Origin of the sequence: Herbidospora sp. NBRC 101105 (assembly GCF_030269205.1) — a bacterium.
In the GTDB taxonomy this organism is placed as follows: domain Bacteria; phylum Actinomycetota; class Actinomycetes; order Streptosporangiales; family Streptosporangiaceae; genus Herbidospora; species Herbidospora solisilvae.
Window position 1 is genome coordinate 290,782 of the sequence record NZ_BSSX01000006.1, and the last position, 16,132, is coordinate 306,913.

Annotated in this window: 19 protein-coding genes and 1 riboswitch; of the genes, 11 read left to right on the top strand and 8 right to left on the bottom strand. The window is 72.1% G+C overall.

The features are described 5' to 3' along the window. Positions 1 to 44 precede the first annotated feature (44 nt). The gene (locus QSK34_RS25105) at positions 45 to 566 is read left to right on the top strand and encodes a TetR/AcrR family transcriptional regulator (protein WP_285587245.1); all 522 of its coding nucleotides are present in this window, start codon (positions 45 to 47) and stop codon (positions 564 to 566) included. Here the strand turns inward: QSK34_RS25105 and QSK34_RS25110 are convergent. Further along, the gene (locus QSK34_RS25110; protein WP_285587247.1) at positions 526 to 897 is read right to left on the bottom strand and encodes a winged helix-turn-helix transcriptional regulator; all 372 of its coding nucleotides are present in this window, start codon (positions 895 to 897) and stop codon (positions 526 to 528) included. The genes QSK34_RS25105 and QSK34_RS25110 overlap by 41 nt on opposite strands. Positions 898 to 946: 49 nt before the next feature. Between QSK34_RS25110 and QSK34_RS25115 the strand changes: the two genes are divergently transcribed. Next, positions 947 to 1,621, top strand: coding sequence for an alpha/beta fold hydrolase (locus QSK34_RS25115; RefSeq protein WP_285587248.1), 675 nt, complete (start codon positions 947 to 949; stop codon positions 1,619 to 1,621). 126 nt (positions 1,622 to 1,747) lie between these two features. Here QSK34_RS25115 and QSK34_RS25120 read toward each other — a convergent pair whose 3' ends face one another. Further along, positions 1,748 to 2,713, bottom strand: a complete 966-nt coding sequence (locus QSK34_RS25120; RefSeq protein ID WP_285587250.1) for an NAD(P)-dependent alcohol dehydrogenase — start codon at positions 2,711 to 2,713, stop codon at positions 1,748 to 1,750. A gap of 59 nt (positions 2,714 to 2,772) precedes the next feature. Here QSK34_RS25120 and QSK34_RS25125 point away from each other — a divergent pair, with 59 nt between their 5' ends. Further along, entirely contained in the window at positions 2,773 to 3,495 is a 723-nt protein-coding gene (locus QSK34_RS25125; protein ID WP_285587252.1) for a TetR/AcrR family transcriptional regulator, read from the top strand. Positions 3,496 to 3,531: 36 nt separating this feature from the next. On the opposite strand, the gene QSK34_RS25130 is transcribed toward QSK34_RS25125, so the two are convergent. After that, complete coding sequence (locus QSK34_RS25130) at positions 3,532 to 4,131, bottom strand: TetR/AcrR family transcriptional regulator (protein ID WP_285587254.1); 600 nt, start codon at positions 4,129 to 4,131, stop codon at positions 3,532 to 3,534. Between the two features lie 69 nt (positions 4,132 to 4,200). Here QSK34_RS25130 and QSK34_RS25135 point away from each other — a divergent pair, with 69 nt between their 5' ends. The 5 genes from QSK34_RS25135 to QSK34_RS25155 all read left to right on the top strand — a co-directional run bounded on the left by QSK34_RS25135 (position 4,201) and on the right by QSK34_RS25155 (position 9,924). Next, positions 4,201 to 4,908 (top strand): SDR family NAD(P)-dependent oxidoreductase, encoded by a 708-nt coding sequence (locus tag QSK34_RS25135; RefSeq protein ID WP_285587256.1) that lies wholly within the window; start codon positions 4,201 to 4,203, stop codon positions 4,906 to 4,908. Next, entirely contained in the window at positions 4,905 to 5,267 is a 363-nt protein-coding gene (locus QSK34_RS25140) for an SgcJ/EcaC family oxidoreductase (RefSeq protein WP_161483289.1), read from the top strand. The genes QSK34_RS25135 and QSK34_RS25140 overlap by 4 nt, the downstream gene beginning before the upstream one ends. A gap of 35 nt (positions 5,268 to 5,302) precedes the next feature. Next, positions 5,303 to 5,980 (top strand): hypothetical protein, encoded by a 678-nt coding sequence (locus tag QSK34_RS25145; RefSeq protein ID WP_285587259.1) that lies wholly within the window; start codon positions 5,303 to 5,305, stop codon positions 5,978 to 5,980. Between the two features lie 9 nt (positions 5,981 to 5,989). Next, complete coding sequence (locus tag QSK34_RS25150; protein ID WP_285587260.1) at positions 5,990 to 8,617, top strand: DUF6493 family protein; 2,628 nt, start codon at positions 5,990 to 5,992, stop codon at positions 8,615 to 8,617. 224 nt (positions 8,618 to 8,841) lie between these two features. Beyond that, positions 8,842 to 9,924, top strand: a complete 1,083-nt coding sequence (locus tag QSK34_RS25155; protein ID WP_285587261.1) for a cellulose binding domain-containing protein — start codon at positions 8,842 to 8,844, stop codon at positions 9,922 to 9,924. Positions 9,925 to 9,972: 48 nt separating this feature from the next. Here QSK34_RS25155 and QSK34_RS25160 read toward each other — a convergent pair whose 3' ends face one another. The 3 genes from QSK34_RS25160 to QSK34_RS25170 all read right to left on the bottom strand — a co-directional run bounded on the left by QSK34_RS25160 (position 9,973) and on the right by QSK34_RS25170 (position 12,781). Continuing rightward, positions 9,973 to 10,230 carry a DUF6343 family protein gene (locus tag QSK34_RS25160; protein ID WP_285587800.1) on the bottom strand — a complete coding sequence of 86 codons (258 nt, stop codon included), beginning with the start codon at positions 10,228 to 10,230 and terminating at the stop codon, positions 9,973 to 9,975. A 192-nt stretch (positions 10,231 to 10,422) separates the two neighbouring features. Beyond that, positions 10,423 to 11,664 (bottom strand): MFS transporter, encoded by a 1,242-nt coding sequence (locus tag QSK34_RS25165; RefSeq protein ID WP_285587262.1) that lies wholly within the window; start codon positions 11,662 to 11,664, stop codon positions 10,423 to 10,425. Positions 11,665 to 11,812: 148 nt separating this feature from the next. Then, positions 11,813 to 12,781, bottom strand: coding sequence for a helix-turn-helix transcriptional regulator (locus QSK34_RS25170; protein ID WP_285587263.1), 969 nt, complete (start codon positions 12,779 to 12,781; stop codon positions 11,813 to 11,815). A 105-nt stretch (positions 12,782 to 12,886) separates the two neighbouring features. Between QSK34_RS25170 and QSK34_RS25175 the strand changes: the two genes are divergently transcribed. Together QSK34_RS25175 and QSK34_RS25180 are read left to right on the top strand one after the other, a co-directional pair. Further along, the gene (locus QSK34_RS25175; RefSeq protein ID WP_285587802.1) at positions 12,887 to 13,282 is read left to right on the top strand and encodes a RidA family protein; all 396 of its coding nucleotides are present in this window, start codon (positions 12,887 to 12,889) and stop codon (positions 13,280 to 13,282) included. 38 nt (positions 13,283 to 13,320) lie between these two features. Beyond that, a riboswitch (guanidine-III (ykkC-III) riboswitch) is annotated at positions 13,321 to 13,388 on the top strand. Between the two features lie 13 nt (positions 13,389 to 13,401). Further along, on the top strand, positions 13,402 to 13,725 hold the full coding sequence (locus QSK34_RS25180) for a DMT family transporter (protein ID WP_285587264.1): 324 nt from the start codon (positions 13,402 to 13,404) through the stop codon (positions 13,723 to 13,725). A 38-nt stretch (positions 13,726 to 13,763) separates the two neighbouring features. Here QSK34_RS25180 and QSK34_RS25185 read toward each other — a convergent pair whose 3' ends face one another. Both QSK34_RS25185 and QSK34_RS25190 read right to left on the bottom strand, forming a co-directional pair. Next, a complete protein-coding gene (locus tag QSK34_RS25185; RefSeq protein WP_285587265.1) occupies positions 13,764 to 14,843 on the bottom strand; it encodes a hypothetical protein in 1,080 nt (359 codons plus the stop codon). 89 nt (positions 14,844 to 14,932) lie between these two features. Next, positions 14,933 to 15,361, bottom strand: coding sequence for a MerR family transcriptional regulator (locus QSK34_RS25190; protein ID WP_285587266.1), 429 nt, complete (start codon positions 15,359 to 15,361; stop codon positions 14,933 to 14,935). Between the two features lie 58 nt (positions 15,362 to 15,419). Between QSK34_RS25190 and QSK34_RS25195 the strand changes: the two genes are divergently transcribed. Next, a complete protein-coding gene (locus QSK34_RS25195; protein WP_285587267.1) occupies positions 15,420 to 16,127 on the top strand; it encodes an SDR family oxidoreductase in 708 nt (235 codons plus the stop codon). Positions 16,128 to 16,132: the final 5 nt, after the last annotated feature.

Consider the following 16,132-nt stretch of genomic DNA (forward strand, 5'->3'; position numbering starts at 1 on the left):
ACAGTAAGCGGAAGACAGTCGTCCACTTAGATCGAGGATCTCACATGCGCGCCGACGCCCGCCGCAATCGGGACAAGATCCTTGAGGCGGCCCGGGACGTGGTGGCCGAGCGCGGCACCGACGCGCCGATGGAGCTGATCGCCCGCCGGGCCGGTGTCGGGGTCGGCACCCTCTACCGCCGCTTCCCCGACCGCGCCGTGCTGCTCGCGGCGCTCGCCGAGCAGTACGTCCACGAGCTCATGGACGCCCTCGACCACGCCGCGTCGGCCGGTCCCGACGCGTGGACGGCCGTGCGCGCCTTCGTCGTGCACGCCGTCGAGGAGAGCCGGGGCGCCGTCGCGGCCGCGCTGGCCGGGACCTCCGCGCCCGAGGCGAGAGGGGCGCTGGTGGAACGGCTCGGTGTGCTGGTCGGTCAGGCGCAGGCCGACGGCGCGATGCGGCCCGACGCGGACACCGGCGACATCATGGACCTGCTCAACGTCTTCGCCTGCAACCCGGGCGTCATCCCGGAGCGGTTCCTGCCGCTCATGCTCGACGGTCTCGGCCGGCGTTCTCCTGGAAGGTGACGATCGCGTCGCCGTTCGCCCGCGCCCAGTCGGTCAGCACCTCGATCGGCTCGACGAGGGTCAGCCCCAGGTCGGTGAGGGCGTATTCGACGCGCGGGGGAGCCTCGGCGTAGGCGTGGCGTTCGACCAGGCCGTAGCCCTGGAGACGGCGCAGCGTCTGGGTGAGCACCTTGCGCGAGACGCCGCCGACGAGGTCGACGAGCTCGCCGTGCCGGTACGGCCCCCGGCTGAGCGCGAACAGCACGACGGCCGCCCACTTGTCGCTGATGATCTCGATGGCCAGCCGGGCGGGGCAGTCGGCGAGGAAGACGCCCCCCGCGGAATCACGCACGAGCCGAAGGTTACCAATCGGTACCCAACGGCTCACTAGCGTCCCTCCCATGAAGACCTTCCTGCTCATCCACGGGGCCTGGCACGACGGCCGCGTCTGGGACCGCGTCGTCCCCCTGCTGACCGAGGCCGGGCACCGCGTGCTCGCCCCCTCCCTGACCGGCCACGGCGACCGCGCCCACCTGCTCGGCCCCGACGTGGGCCTCGACACCCACATCGCCGACGTCCTGGCCGTGCTCACCGAAGAGGACCTGACCGACGTGATCCTGGTCGGGCACAGCTACGCCGGGATGATCGTCCCGGCGGTGGCCGGCCGCGCTCCGGACCGCGTCTCCGGGCTCGTGTACGTCGACGCGATGGTCCCCGCCGACGGCGAGAGCGTGCTCGACGTCATGCCCTTCACCCAGCACCTGATCGACGCCGCCGGAAGCTGGCGCATCCCGCCCATGGACGGCTTCTTCGGGGTGACCGACCCGGCCGACGTGGAATGGCTGCGCCCGATGCTCTCGGACGAGCCGGTCCGCTGCTTCCAGCAGCCCGTCCGGTTCGACGAGGCGGTGGTGGCCGCCATCCCGCAGACCCACGTCCACTGCGTCGGCGACGCGCCCGGCGCCGCCCGCCGCCCGGTCCCGCCGGGGGCGCGGGTCTGGGAGCTGCGCACCGGGCACGACTGCATGGTCACCGCGCCGGGGGAGCTCGCCGAACTGCTCCTGAAGGCCTCCTAGGCCCTGTGTCGAAAGTGGATCCCGGGCTTTGAATGATCATGGTTCACGGATCGGGGAGATCTCCCGGACGAGCAGTGGGCGGTGCTGGAGCCGTTGTTGGCTGTGATCAGCGCCTCCACAGGGGTCCTACGCGACCCTGACCACGTACTTGCCCTGGACGCCGCCCGCCTCCAGCGCCCGGTGTGCCGCTGCCGTCTCCTCGAGGGGGAAGACCGTGTCCACCGCGGGGCTCAGCTTGCCCTCGACCACATGGCGGGCGAGGTCGTCGAAGTCCGCCCGCGTGGGGTTGCCGCTGAAGAAGCGCACCCGGCCGCGTCCGTGGACCGTGCCGGCCGCGAGGTAGCCGAGCGACGCAGCGGGCCGTTTCAGGTCGAAGGCGATGGTGACCATGCGCCCGCCGGAGTTCAGTAGGCGCCGGAAGGCCCGCAGGTCGGTCCCCACGGTGTCCAGGACCACGTCGAAGCGGCCCAGCTCGGCCGGCCGCGCAGTCCGGTGGTCGACGGCCTCGTGCGCGCCGAGCCCGCGGACGAAGTCGAGGTTGGCTGCGCGGGCGAGGGCCGTGACCTCGGCGCCGTAGGCCCGTCCGAGCTGGACGGCGGCGTTGCCGACACCGCCCGCCGCGCCCCGGACGAGGAGTCGTTCGCCGGGGCGCAGCCCGGCTTTGTCCCGCAGCGCGGTGATGGCCGTGGTGGCCACCGGCAGCGCGGCGGCGTCCACCGGGTCAAGGCCGTCGGGGAGCCGGCCGACCCGCTCGGCGGGCACGGTCACGTACTCGGCGGCGCTGCCGAACCCGGAGGTGCGGCCCAGGACCCCCCATACGCGGTCGCCGGTCGCGAACCGGGTGACTCCGGCACCCAGCGCGGCGACCTCGCCGGTGAAGTCCAAGCCGACGCGCTTGGGGAATCTCCGGCCGGTCAGGAGGCGGAGACGGCCGGCACGGGCTGCCAGTTCGCCGCCGTTGACGCTGAACGCGCGCACCCGCACAAGGACCTCGCCGTGGGCCGGTTCGGGGCGTGGCACGCGGCCCGTGTAGAGCACATCGGGGCCACCGTAGCGGTCGTAGAGCACTGCCTTCATCATGCGGTCGTTCATCGTTCCGCCTTTGCCGCCGGGGGCCGTAGAGGGGTCTGGCATCGACCGTAAGCTGTTAAGTGGACGCAATCGTCCGTTTAGACCGGAAGCGAGAGACAGTGATGGCGGAATCCTCTCGGATCACAGCCCGGGACGGGGTGCGGGCGGACGCCCGGCGCAACCGGGAACGTATCCTCGTCGCCGCCCGTGCCGTCTTCGCTGAGCACGGGATCGACGCCCCGATGGCGACGGTGGCCCGTCGGTCCGGGGTCGGCGTGGCGACGCTGTACCGGCATTTCCCGACCCGGGACGCTCTGGTGCGGGGCGCGTTCGCGCAGCAGATGGAGACCTGCGCGCGGGCGCTCACCGAGGCCCTGGCCGCCCCTGACCCGTGGCAGGGCTTCCAGCAGCTGGTCGAGACGGTCTGCGCTCTGCAACGGGAGGAACGCGGGTTCCCGGCCGCGTTCGTCGCGGCCTTCCCGGAAAGCACGTCGAAACACGCGCAGTCCCGGCGACGAGCCGAGCGGGACTTCACGACCCTGGTACGCAGGGCCCAGGCGTCGGGCGCGCTGCGGGCCGATTTCCACCCTTCCGACCTCGCCGTGGTCCTGTTGGCACACTGCGGTCTGGTGACCGCCCTACCGGATGACGGTGCGGCGTCCCGGCGCCTGGTGGCCTATCTGCTCCAGTCGTTCCGGACCGACACGGCCAACGAACCGCTGCCTCCGCCGACTGCGCTGACACTGCGCAGCCTCCCGATCGCACCTGACGGTTCTCAGGGGCAGCGGCCCTCCAGAGCGTGACTGAAACGGTATCCGCCGCAGGGCACGTCCAGTCTTTCAGGCGTCGGCGACCTGGAGGAGGCGCAGGCTGTTAGCCCACAGCTGGTCGAGCTGGCCCGGGTCGTTGAAGAGCTTGGCGAACAGGACCGTGCCCTCGATCTGGGCGACGATCGACTTCGCCGCCCCCGGCGCGTCGATCACGCTCAGCTCGCCCTGCGCCTGCGCCTTCTCGATCGCCCGGCGGATCAGGTCGACCTGCTCGTCGAAGATGGTGCGCAGCCTCTGCCGCATCGGGTCGTCGCCGGTGCTCAGCTCCAGGCTGAGGTTGCCGAACAGGCAGCCGGAGACCACGCCGGCGTCGTTCAGCGACGCGGTCTGCACCTCCACCGTGAACGCGAACAGGTCTTTGAGCCGGTGGACGAGCGGGCCGTCGCCGTCGAGGATGGCCTGCCAGCGGCCGCGCTGCGAGTTCCACTGCAGGTCGATGATCTCCAGGGCAAGCGCCTGCTTCGACTCGAAGAAGTGGTAGAAACTGCCCTTCGGCGTGCCCGCCTGCGCACAGATCTCCGCGACGCCGATGGAGCCGTAGGAGCGGCGGGAGAACAGATCGGTGGCGGCGGCGAGGATCCGCTGGCGAGCGTCTGACGTTCGACCCATCTTGCAATTATACGACCGGTCGGCTAAAACGGAAATGTCAGTAGTAGACCGACCGTCTAGGAGCATGTCATGTCAGATCAGCGCGTCGCCATCATCACCGGGGCATCGCAGGGCATCGGGGAGGCCCTGGTGGCCGCGTACCGCGAGATCGGCTACGCGGTGGTGGCCACCTCCCGTTCCGTCCAGGGCGGCGACGACCCCGACGTCGTCGCGGTGCCCGGCGACATCGCCGAGCCCGCCACCGCCGAGACGGTCGTGAAGACGGCGCTGCACCGTTTCGGGCGCGTCGACACCCTGGTCAACAACGCGGGCGTCTTCGTCGCCAAGCCGTTCACCGACTACACGCACGACGACTACAGGAAGGTCATGGACATCAACGTCGGGGGCTTCTTCTTCCTGACCCAGCAGGTCATCGACCCCATGCTCCAGCAGGGCGGCGGCCACATCGTGAGCATCACCACCACGCTGGTCGAGCAGGCCAACTCGGCCGTCCCCTCGGTGCTGGCCTCGCTGAGCAAGGGCGGCGTCGCGTCGGCCACCAAGTCGCTGGCCATCGAGTACGCCGACCGCGGCATCCGGGTCAACGCCGTCTCGCCCGGCCTGATCGACACCCCGCTGCACAGCGGCGGCGACGCCGGGCAGCTCGCCCAGCTCCACCCGATGAAGAAGATCGGGCACATCTCCGACGTCGTCCACGGCGTGCTCTACCTGGAGCGGGCCCCGCTGGTGACCGGGGAGTTCCTGCACATCGACGGCGGACAGAGCGCGGGCCGATGAGCGAGCGCGTCTTCGAGGGCGTGCTGGCCGTCTGGAAGCACGGCATCGACGTCCACGACCCCGTCGAGGTCGGCACGGTGTTCGCCGAGGACACCCTGTTCCAGGGCGCCCACCCCGAACCCACAAGGGGCCGGGCCTCGGTCGTCGAGTACTACGACGGCCAGCCCGCGGGGCTGCGGGTCGACTACGAGATCATCGACGCCCGCCGGTCGGCGGACGACGTCATCACGGGCTACGCCGCCGCCGACTTCACCTACGCCGACGGCGAGGTCGCCCGCCGTCACGTGACGATGGTCCTCGAACGCCAGGGCGACCGGTGGCTCGTCGGCCACTATCACGTCTCCCTGAAGCCGGAGTGACCTGACCGTCACCGAAGCCTGTCACGATCCAGGACATGAAGGTCATCTTCCGCCGGGCGGCGGCCGGGGCGGCAGCCGGAGTGCTCGCTTATGGCCTGGTCGTGGTGGCGATCGTGCTGATCTTTCAGACCGGGCTCGTGACCCTGTACGGGCTGTTCATGATGATCTACGCCGCGGTGCCCGCGGGAGGGATCCTGGCCTGGCCCTTCCTCTGGGTGTTCCGGGTGCGGCCCGCCTGGACCGCCGCCGGGCTGGGGCTGCTCTTCGCGATGTCGGCGGCCTATCTGCTCACCAGCTTCTTCCAACCGGAACCGTGGGCGCCGGTCCTCGCCGTCGTGATCGTCTACGCCCTGGTGGCGACGGTCACCACTCCGGGCCTCGCCGAGCGGCTGGCCTGGTGGCGCACCGGCCCCGCCGTGGCGCGGGTGCCGCTGCTCGCGCCCGACCTGGCCGGCTACCGGATAGAGATGGTGGACGCCTCACCGGGCTTCCTGCACTATCGGCTGGTCCCGGCGACCGGCCCCGCGGTCGGGGTGACGATCTGGCCTCCGGGCTTCGGCGGACTGGCGGGCCGGGTGGTGGAACGCCGCGACGCCACCGTGGCGATCACCGCCGGTCCGGACGTCCAGCCGGAGCTGGTGGAGGTGATCGCCTGGACCCTGGCCCCCCGCCCCCATCTCTTCCAGGGCGTTCCTGTCGGAGGCGGCCGATAGGGTTCCGGCGTGAACGCGTGGGAGCAGGTCAGGAAGTGCGTGGAGGCCGGTGACGACGCCGGGCTGGCCGCCCACGTCGGCTCGCTCACCGGGGCCGACCGCAGGGCCGTCGCTGAGTGGTTGCCCCGTCATCTGGCCGGCCTGTCGCGCGGCGAGGCCGCCGGCCAGGCGTCCGGGTTGCGGGTCGCCGGGGCGGCGTGCTTCTCCGGCGCGGCGCAGGTCGCCGCGTGGCTCGACCGGCGCGACCTCCGGCTCCCCCAGTGGCCGAGGGACGACGCCGAGCGGGTCGCCGAGGTGCTCCGGGCCAGAGACGAGGCGTGGCGGCGCGACCTGGCCCACCGGCTCGTCACCGGCCTGCGGCCGGGCGACCGCAGGGGGTGGCAGAACGTCGACGGGCAGCCCGGCTACGACCTGGCCGCGCGGCTCGCGATCGAGACCGGCATCGAGCCGCCCGAGAACGACGCCTTCGTCGTGGGCTGGTTGTGGGACGTGTGCCACCGGTTCTGGCGGGGCGGCCGGCTCGACGTGCTCCGCGACGACCCGTTCCTCGACGTCCTGACGCCCCGGCTGTTCACCGCCGAGGGCGCCGCCGCGCCGCTGATCCACGACTGGAAGTGGAACCGCGCCCACAACGAGAACACCGCCATCGGCGCGCTGGCCGACCTCGCCGCCGAGGGGCGGCTCGACCGGCGGGCGCTGCTCGACGGGTGCGTGGCGCGGTTCCTGACCCACGGCCACGACCGCGACATCGAACCGTTCACCCTCCTGTGGGAGCGGCTGCGGCCCGAACCCGCCGAGGTCCCCGTGGTCGACCTGATCAGGGTGCTGCCGGTGGCCGCGAACCCGCTCGTGCTGCTGGCCGTCGGCGAACTGGGCCGGGTCCCACTCGACGCCGGCCTGTTCGGCGAGGCCGTCGGGGCGCTGGCGTTCCGGCCGGAGAAGAAACACGTCACGACCGCGCTTCAGTGGATCGCCCTCGCCCGGCCCGAAGAGGCCGACGGCGCGCTCGCGGCGCTGGCGGTCGTCTTCGCACAGGAGACGCCGTCGCTCCGCGACCGTGCGGTGCGGCTGGCGCTCAAGCTGGCCCCCCACGCGTCCCCGGAGGCGGTCGGCGCGATCCGCGCATCCGCCGCGGGGTTGCCCGCGGAACTCCGCGACCAGATCGCGGGCGCGTTCGGCGGGGTCGAGGCGGTCGAGGCGGAGCCGTCGGAGGTGCTGACGCCCGGCGAGTTGCGGGTGACCCTGGGGCTGCCCCCACTGCCGCCGGAGATCGGCTCCCCGGCCGAGCTCGCGGGCCGGGTGGGGTGGGGATGGCGGTCCTACGACCCCGTCGAGGTCGAGCAGATCATGGCCGCGCTGGTGGCGTTCACCCACGTCGACCGCGAGGCGACACTCGACGCCGTGCGGCCGTGGTGCGAAAAGGTCTGGGGGCGGGACCGCTACGTCGACCACTCCTCCCTGGCCCGTCACGTCGGCGTGCTGCTGACCCAGTGCGCGCTCGCGCTGGTGAACCCGGCCGAGAGCGCCGAGCTCTCCGGGCTGATCGACGAGGTCGTGGCCCGCGACCCCCGCCACGGCACGCCGTTCGACCGTTTCACCCGCGACCGGGTGCGCGAGGTGATCGCGCTGCTGGAGTCGGGCCGCACCGTCCCCGTCCTGCTGGCCACCCCGACCGAGCCCTCCGGGCACGTCGCCGCCGCGACGCTGGTCGACCGGGTGGCGCGGCTGGGCGACGCCGAGCCGCTGCCCCTCGACTTCTGGCAGGCGCTGCTCCGGCTGCCCCGGACCGCCGACCCCGAGGTGGTGGCCCGCGCCGGGCGGCTGACCTCGCCGGCGGGACGGCGGCTGGCCGCGTGGTTGCGCGACGGCGGCCTGGCCGACCCCGAGGTGAGCTGCGCGGTCGCGACCACGCCCGACCCCGACTCCTACGACGACCGGGAGACGTCGGCCGCGCACGCCGTCATGAGACCGGCCGTGCCCGGCCTGCCCGAGCCGATCGCCGCGTTGTGCACGCTGGAGCCCGAGGCCTGGAACCGCCACTCCGACGAGATCCGGTGGTGGCCGACGGTGCTGCCGTCGCACCGCGAGGTGGTCGCCGCCCACGTGCTCGAATGTTTCGTCGTGGGCGTTCCGGCGGGCCGCGCCCGGGTGTCGGTGTTGCGGGCGCTCGTCCAGGGAGGCGGACCGGTCGGGCGCGCGACGGCGAGCGCCGTCACGATGGCGCTCGGCCACAAGAACCCCGCGCAACGCGACCTCGCCGTCGAGGCGATCACGATCCTGGCCGTGCGCGGGGAGCTCGCCGCCGCTGATTTCGGGTGGGCCCTCGCACAGTCGGTCAGGTCGGGCGCCGTGACCCTGAAAAGGGCGACGCCTGCCCTGGAGGAACTCGTGTTCTCAGGAGCCCACCGCGAGACCTGGGCGATCCTGGCCGAGGCGCTGCCGCCGCTGCTGGGCCGTTCCGGCGGGCGTCCCGTCCACGGGATGGCCGACCTGCTCGGCGTGGCGGTCAAGGCGGCGGTGCTCGCCGGGGCACGGGGCGAGGTGCCCGGCCTGGCGGAGGCGGCGGCCCGCAAGGCCACCAGCCGGGTGACCGACATGGCCCGCGTTCTTCTTGACACGATCGGCGGGCCGGAATAGGCGAATTCCCGCTTTATCACGAGGGCATCGATTCGGGAAGCGCTCGAATACGAGGCCGGTTTCGCGCGGGGCGGCGGAAACCCCGGAAAGGGCGGGCCTTTCCGCTTGACCGACAAATTCCGGGTGGCCTTTTCCGCGTGAGAGTTTCACGGGCGACCTGCGCGTCCTCTGCGGGGGAGTGCGCTTCGCTGGCCTGCCGACCGGGAGCGGCGGAGCATCCGGGCATGAAACTGCGCATCGCCCTGATCGCCGGAGCCCTGCTCGCGATCGTCACCCCGCTCCCGGCCCTCGCGGCCGACACGACGCCGCCGTCCCGTCCCGGCGGCCTGATGTCCTGCCCGCCGCCGAGCTCGCAGGGAGGCATGGTCGGCATCTGCTGGACGCCGTCGACCGACGACAGCGGCTCGGTGGCCGGCTACGACGTGTACATGCTGACCTCGACGGGGTTCACGAAGACCTCCTCGCCCACGAGCAGCCCCACCATCGTCGGCGGTCTGGTGCGCGGACGGGCCTACTCCTTCTACCTCGTCGCCCGCGACCAGGCGGGCAACGTGAGCGCGCCCTCGTCGTTCATCACGCTCACGGCCACCACCGGCATGCAGCTGCCCTCGCCGTCGCCCGAGCCCGGCGACACGCAGCCGCCGAGCCAGCCGCAGAACGTGCGCGACGGCTGCCTGGCCGACGCCGAGGGCACCGCGTTCTGCTGGAACGCCTCGACCGACAACGTCGGCGTGACCGGCTACGACGTCTACCGTGAGACGGCCGGCGGCTGGATCAAGGTCGGCAGCGTCGGCACGACGTTCCCGATGTTCCACGAGGGCGGCCTGGTCATCGGCCAGTACTACACCTACTCCGTGGTGGCCAGGGACGCCGCCGGAAACGTCAGCCCGCCGTCCAGCCCCACCAGGGTGCTGGCCCGGCAGGGCCTCCCCGTGCCGCCGAGCCCGAGCCCGAGTCCCAGCCCGAGCCCGACGCCGACCACCGGCGCGTGCGAGGTCGGGTACGACGGCGTGACGTGGTCGACCGGCATGAGCGTCTGGATGACACTGAAGAACACCGGCACGTCCGCCGTGAACGTCTGGAGCCTGGAGTTCGACTTCCCCGACGCCGGCCAGCGGCTCACCTCGGCCCACAGCGCGGTGTGGTCGCAGACGGGGCGGCACGTGACGGCGCGCAACGCCGCCTGGAACGCCGTGATCGCGCCGGGCGCGACGGTCAACCTCGGCTTCAACGCCGCCCACACGGGGCAGAATCCGGAGCCGACCGCTTTCACGCTCAACGGCCTGGCCTGCACGGTCAAGGCCTGACCGCCGGGGTGCCGGGGGTCCACTCCGGCACCCCTCACACCGTGTGCCTCACACCGTGTGCCGCTGACGCAGCCGCCGGACGACGACGATCAGGTCGGCGATCGCGATCACCGCGAGGACGGCCATGATCACGCCCAGGAACACGATGCCGACCAGGAAGGCCAGCACGGCCACGGCGCCGCAGATCAGCACACCGAAGATCGCCAGCACCAGCCGGAGGCCGAGCGCGCTCTCCGGGCGCTCGGACGTCGGCGAGAAGGTCTCCCAGAACCTGTCGCCGAACCTCTTCGCACGTCCCCCGTCGATGGCCTTCTCCCTCCGGTGCCTCCCACGCTAACGGGGCGGGCCGGGCCTGTCGCCATGGCCGGGTAAGGTCCTGCCCCCACCTGCGCAAACGGCGACAGCCGTGGAAGCCCTACACGGTCGTCGACCACAACCTGCTGACCGGGCAGAACCCCGCGTCGGCCGCGGTGCTGGGCGAGCAGTTGCTCAAGGTGCTCAACCAGGCGCGGGCGCGTCGTCGTGGGCGATGTGCCTGAGCTGCCGCCACAGGACGACCAGGAACACCGCCGAACCGGCGAACGCGAACCAGAACGGGGCCGCGACCCCGAAGCGGGTGGCCAGGACGCCGCCGATCAGTGAGCCGACCACCAGGCCGGCGTACACGCAGACGGTGTTGACGCTGCCCACGCGGCCCTGCAGCTCGGCGGGGACCGCGCGCTGGCGGACGGTGAGCGAGGTGGTGCCCCAGATGAACGCGTGCGCGCCGAAGACCAGGAAGATCGCTCCCGCGACCCACGGGGAGTGGGTCAGGGCCAGGCCCAGGTGGGTGAGGGTCTCGATGACGAGCCCGATCCGCATCAGCGCGCCGAGGCTGACCTTTCGGGTGATGGCTCCGTAGAGGCCGGTGCCGATCAGGCCGCCGACGCCGCCGATGGTGGTCATCAGGCCGAAGCCCAGGGCGCCGAGGCCGAGCTGCTCCTGGGTGTAGAGGACGAGCACCGACCAGGCCGCGCCGAACGTGAAATTGAAGATCAGGATGGTCAGGACGAGCGTGCGGACGGCCGCGTGGCGGGCGGTCCAGCGGAAGCCCTCGACCAGCTCGCGCACGGCGTTCGGCTTCGCCCCGTCGGCCTGGCGGGGGTGCGGCGGCAGGGTGATCCGCGCGACCAGCACGATCGCCGCCGCCACCAGGAGGAGCTGGCCGGCGAACGGCCAGGCCAGGCCGAGGCCGAACAGCGCCGCGCCGACGGGCGGCCCGGCGAGCTGGTTGAGCGTGATGAACCCGGTGCCCAGGCGGGCGTTGGCGACGACGAGGTCGTCGCGGCCGACCATCATCGGCGTGAGCGTCGCGGTGGCGTTGTCGGCGAAGACCTCGGCGACGGCGCGCAGCGCGAGCAGCACCAGCGCCGACTCGACCGTCACCCGGCCGGTCGCCATCAGCACGACGAGCAGGACCAGCACCAGCGCCCGCGCCGCGTTCGCGGCCAGCACGATCCTGCGCCGGTCGTGCCGGTCGGACAACACGCCCGCGTACAGGCCGAACAGCAGGGGAGGCGCCCAGCTCACCAGCGCCGACAACGAGATCATCAGCGGGTCGCTCGTCAGCGACGCGACCAGCAGCGGCCCCGCCGCGGCGGCGATCCCGTCACCCAGGTTCGACAACCAGCTCGACGCCAGCAACCACCGGAAACCCCGCCCGAGGCGCGCGGGCAGCACTCGCTCCACAACTGTGACCACGGGCGCAAGACCATACGTCCCGGAGAAGAGGGCGGGCAACGCGTTTTCCGGCGATGCGGCGGGTTCCGGCGCGGCCGGTCGGCGCCGGTCGCGGCGGGTGCGGGGGGCGGCGGTCGGCGCCGGGCGGGCGGAGCCGTAACGGAGCATCTCAGTGTTCGTAGCGGGCGGCGAGCGCGGCGGCGCGGTCGCGCAGGGCGGTGCGCAACCACGGCGGCGCGAGGGCCTCCGCGCCCGCGCCCAGCCGCCACAACGCCCACACGGCGTGCCGGGAGTCCTGGAAGGTGACCTCCAGCCGCAGCCGGCCGTCGGGTTCCTCCTTTTCGGTCAGCACGGCCACGGCGGTGGTGACGAGTTCCTCCCGGCGCGCCGCGTCGATCAGGACCGGCACGGTGACCTGGTCGCCGCCCGCCCGGAACCGGGTGCCGCGCTCCTGCCAGGCCCGGTCGAGGTCGACCCGCTCGGGCCGCTCGGCCGGTTCGGCCAGCTCCTCGACCGCCGTGATGCGCGACAACCGGTAGGTGCGGTCGGCGCCTGAGCGCGTGGCCAGCAGGTATCCCCGGTCGCGCACGGTCACCAGGCCGATCGGGTCGACCGTGCGCCACTCCGGGTCCTGGTCGGCGGCGGCGTAGTGGATGCGCAGCTTGCGCCCGGCCAGCACCGCGCGCAGCACCCCGGCCACGACGGCGTCGGGCGTCTCGTCGTGCACCAGCCGCCGTGACAGCAGGTCGGTCTCCGGATCGATGAGCAGCCGCTCGGCCGCCCCCACAGCGGTGTCGCGATAACGGTCGGGCAGCGCGTCGACCACCTTGAGCATCGCCGACGCCAGCGCCGAACCGAGCCCGAACGCCTGCGCGCCGCGCCGCGACCCCGCGATCAGCAGGGCGAGGGCCTCGTCGGGGGTCAGCCCGGTCAGCTCGGTGCGGAACCCGGGCAGCAGCACGAACCCGCCGTGCCGGCCGCGTTCGGCGTAGACCGGCACACCCGCCGCCGACAGCGCCTCGATGTCGCGCAGGACGGTCCGGGCCGACACCTCCAGCTCCCGGGCCAGCGCCGGGGCGGACATCCGGCCGTGCCGGCGGAGCAGCAGGACGAGGGAGACCAGCCGGTCGGCACGCATGGGGAAACCCTAGAAGCAATACACGACAGAGGATGTCGTGATTCACCGGAAGGCTCCTGTCCCGTACGACGAACGCAGACGAAACGAACGGAGCCTCTCGTGGCGATGCGGCGAACGGCCGTCAACCCGGTGACGTGGTCGGCAGAACTCGGCTTCAACCAGGGCGAACTCGTGTCGGGACAGACCCGGACCCTCTACGTCTCGGGTCAGACCGCGACGAACGCCGAGGGCGGGCCGGAGCACCTCGGCGACATGGCGGGACAGGTGGCGCTGAGCCTGGGCAACCTGGAGGCGGTGCTCGCGGAGGCGGGCATGTCGCTGGAGAACCTGGTGCGGCTGAACGTCTACACGACCGACGTCGACCTGCTGCTCCGGCACTACGGCGGGCTGGCGGCGCGGCTGGGCGCGGCCGGGGTGGCGCCGGCCATGACGATGCTGGGGGTGACGCGGCTGGCCGTCCCGGGGCTGATGGTCGAACTGGAGGGCACCGCCGTGGCGTGAGGCAGGGGAATCATCGGTGAAACTCGTCCGTTGACCGTAATGCGACCCGATGACGGGATTCGCCCGGACGAGACGCGCCGTACCCGGACTGCCAAGACGACGCTCCGAAAGGAGCCGTCATGGCCTGGGTCCTCCTCATCGCCGCCGGTCTGTTCGAGGTCGCGATGGCCTACTCCCTCAAGCTGAGCGACGGGTTCTCCGTCCCGCTGCCCGCCGTCGCCTTCGTCGGCTTCGCCGTACTGAGCTTCGGCCTGCTGGCCGCCGCGCTCAAGAGCCTCGACGTCGGCACCGCCTACGCCGTATGGACCGGCATCGGCGCCGTGGGCACGGCCACGCTCGGCATGGTGGTGCTGGGCGACGAGGTGAGCGTGCTGAAGATCGTGTCGATCGTCCTCATCCTCGCGGGGGTGGTCGGCCTCAACCTGGCGGGCGCCGCCCACTAGCACGCGGGGGCGGGGCGAGGCCCCGCCCCCGCCACCTCTTACTGGGTCGAGGTGTACGACACGAACGACGCGCGGTCGGCCCGGGTCACCCCGGTCCAGCACTGCACGTTCCGCACCGTGGCGACGGCGCCCGAGGTGTTCCACAGGGTCTGCAGGTTGCAGTGGTCAGGGTTGTTCCCGTACGCCGTGACCTGCACGTGGTCGATCGGGAAGCCGACCCGGGGGAAGGTGACCATACGCAGGCCCACCCCCGACGACCGCACGGTGTTGACCACGCCCTGCGAGTTGTAGTTGACCCCCGCGGGCGCCGGCGCGTAGGGCCCGGGGTTGGCCGGCGTGTGGTCGAAGGTGTACGCGAACGCCTTCGGCGGCACCCAGCGCCCGTTGATGTTGCGCTCCCGCTGGTAGGTCAGGCTCCAGCCGGAGTTCATCGGGGTGTTCACCGCGTTGAAGCACCGCACCTCGATCTGCTGCACCGCCACCCCGGGGGCCCAGTTGACGACCTTGCACCTGGCCTGGGTCAGGTCGTTCTGCGCCGTCACCTGGATGTTCCCGGCCGGGGTCGCGAAGCCGAGGCCGTTCAGGTCGACCTTGTACCAGCCCACCCCCAGCACGCTGACGACGTTGGCGCCGCCCGCGGAGTTGAAGGAGGCGACGGTCCCGCCGTTGTAGTGCACGTATCCGAAGCCCTGCCCGGCGGGCCCGACCATCGGGGGTGTGCTCTCCGACCAGGTGACCGTGAACGGCGTGGTGACCGGCGCGCCGCCGAACTGGTGACACCTGACCACGACGATCTGGTCGGGGCCGACCGGTGTCCACTTGGCGACCTGGCAGATGTAGGGGGCGTTGGCCACCGCGGTGGCGTGGGCGACGCCGCCGGGGCCCGCGATCTGCGGGAACCGGACGATCGTCTCGCCGGGCACGCCCGGGGTCACGCTGACGTTGAAGCCGCCCGGCCAGCTTCCAGCCTGGTGGGCAAGGCTGGGGATTCCGGCGGGGACGTCGACGTAGGCGTAGCCCCAGCGGTTGGGGACGGCGGCCTGCGCGGGGCTCGCGGCGACCTGCACGAGCCCGAGGGCGATCGCGACCGCCATCAGGACCCTCGATAATCGCGTCACGTTTTTCCTTCCGGTGGGAAATGTCGTCACGCCGTTCATAAACCGGAAACGCGATTGTGAGAAGCGGGGATCCCGCTAAGTGAGACGGTTCACCGCGCGTCTGCTGAACCGTTCAATCCGCCGGCCATTTCCGCCTGTTGGGTGATGTCGTGGTCGGAAATCCACGTGCAGCCACTGGCCGGAAGTCCGGACATCACGATGACCGCGTCGAGACGGTCGCGGGTGCGGGTCAGCGCGGCGATCTGGGCGTCGATGCGGTCACGCTCGGCGGCCAGCCGGGCCCGTGACTCGGGGGTGCTGACCCTGGACTCGACACAGGGCAGCAACTCGGCGATGGTCCGGCTCGACAGGCCGGCCGCGTAGAGCATCTGGATCAGCTGGACCCGCTCGGCCGCCGACGCGGGATAGCGGCGCTGCCCCGAGCCGCTCCGGTCGGCCTCCAGCAGCCCCTGCTCCTCGTAGTAGCGCAGCGCCCGCACGCTGACGCCCGACTGTGCCGCCAACTCGCCGATACGCATCGTGACCTCCGTCACAAGACTTGCCTCTGACGTCAACGTCAGGTTTTAGCGTATCGGCATGCAGATCAACGGAGCACACGTGCTGGTCACCGGCGCCAACCGGGGCCTGGGCCGGCAGTTCGTCCTCTCCCTTCTCGACCGCGGGGCCGCCAAGGTGTACGCGACCGCCCGCCGCCCCGAGCTCGTCGACGTGCCGGGGGCCGTCCCGCTGCGGCTCGACGTCACCGACCGGGCGTCGATCGCCGACGCGGTGGCGGCGGCGCCCGACGTCGACATCCTCGTCAACAACGCGGGCATCTCGACCGGGGCGAATCTGGTCGGCGGGGACCGGGACCTGATCCGCCGCGAGATGGACACCCACTTCTTCGGCACGCTCGACGTGATCCGCGCCTTCGCGCCGCAGCTGGCCGACGGCGCGATCGTGAACGTGCTGTCCGCGATCTCGTGGCTCGCCTTCGACGGCGCGGGCGCCTACCACGCCGCCAAGGCCGCCGAATGGGCGCTCACCAACAGCGTCCGCCTGGAGCTGGCCGCCCAGCGCACCCTGGTGACGGGGGTGCACCTGGGCGCCGCCGACACCGACATGATGGCCTGGTACGAGGGTGACAAGGCCGCCCCCGAAGTGATCGTCGCGGCGGCCCTCGACGGCGTCGAGCAGCACCGGTCCGAGGTGCTCGCCGACGAGTGGAGCCGCCAGGTGAAGGCGTGGCTGGCGGAGGCCCCGGAGGTCATCTACCGCGAAGCGGCCGCCGCCCTCGCGGGCTGAAGGCG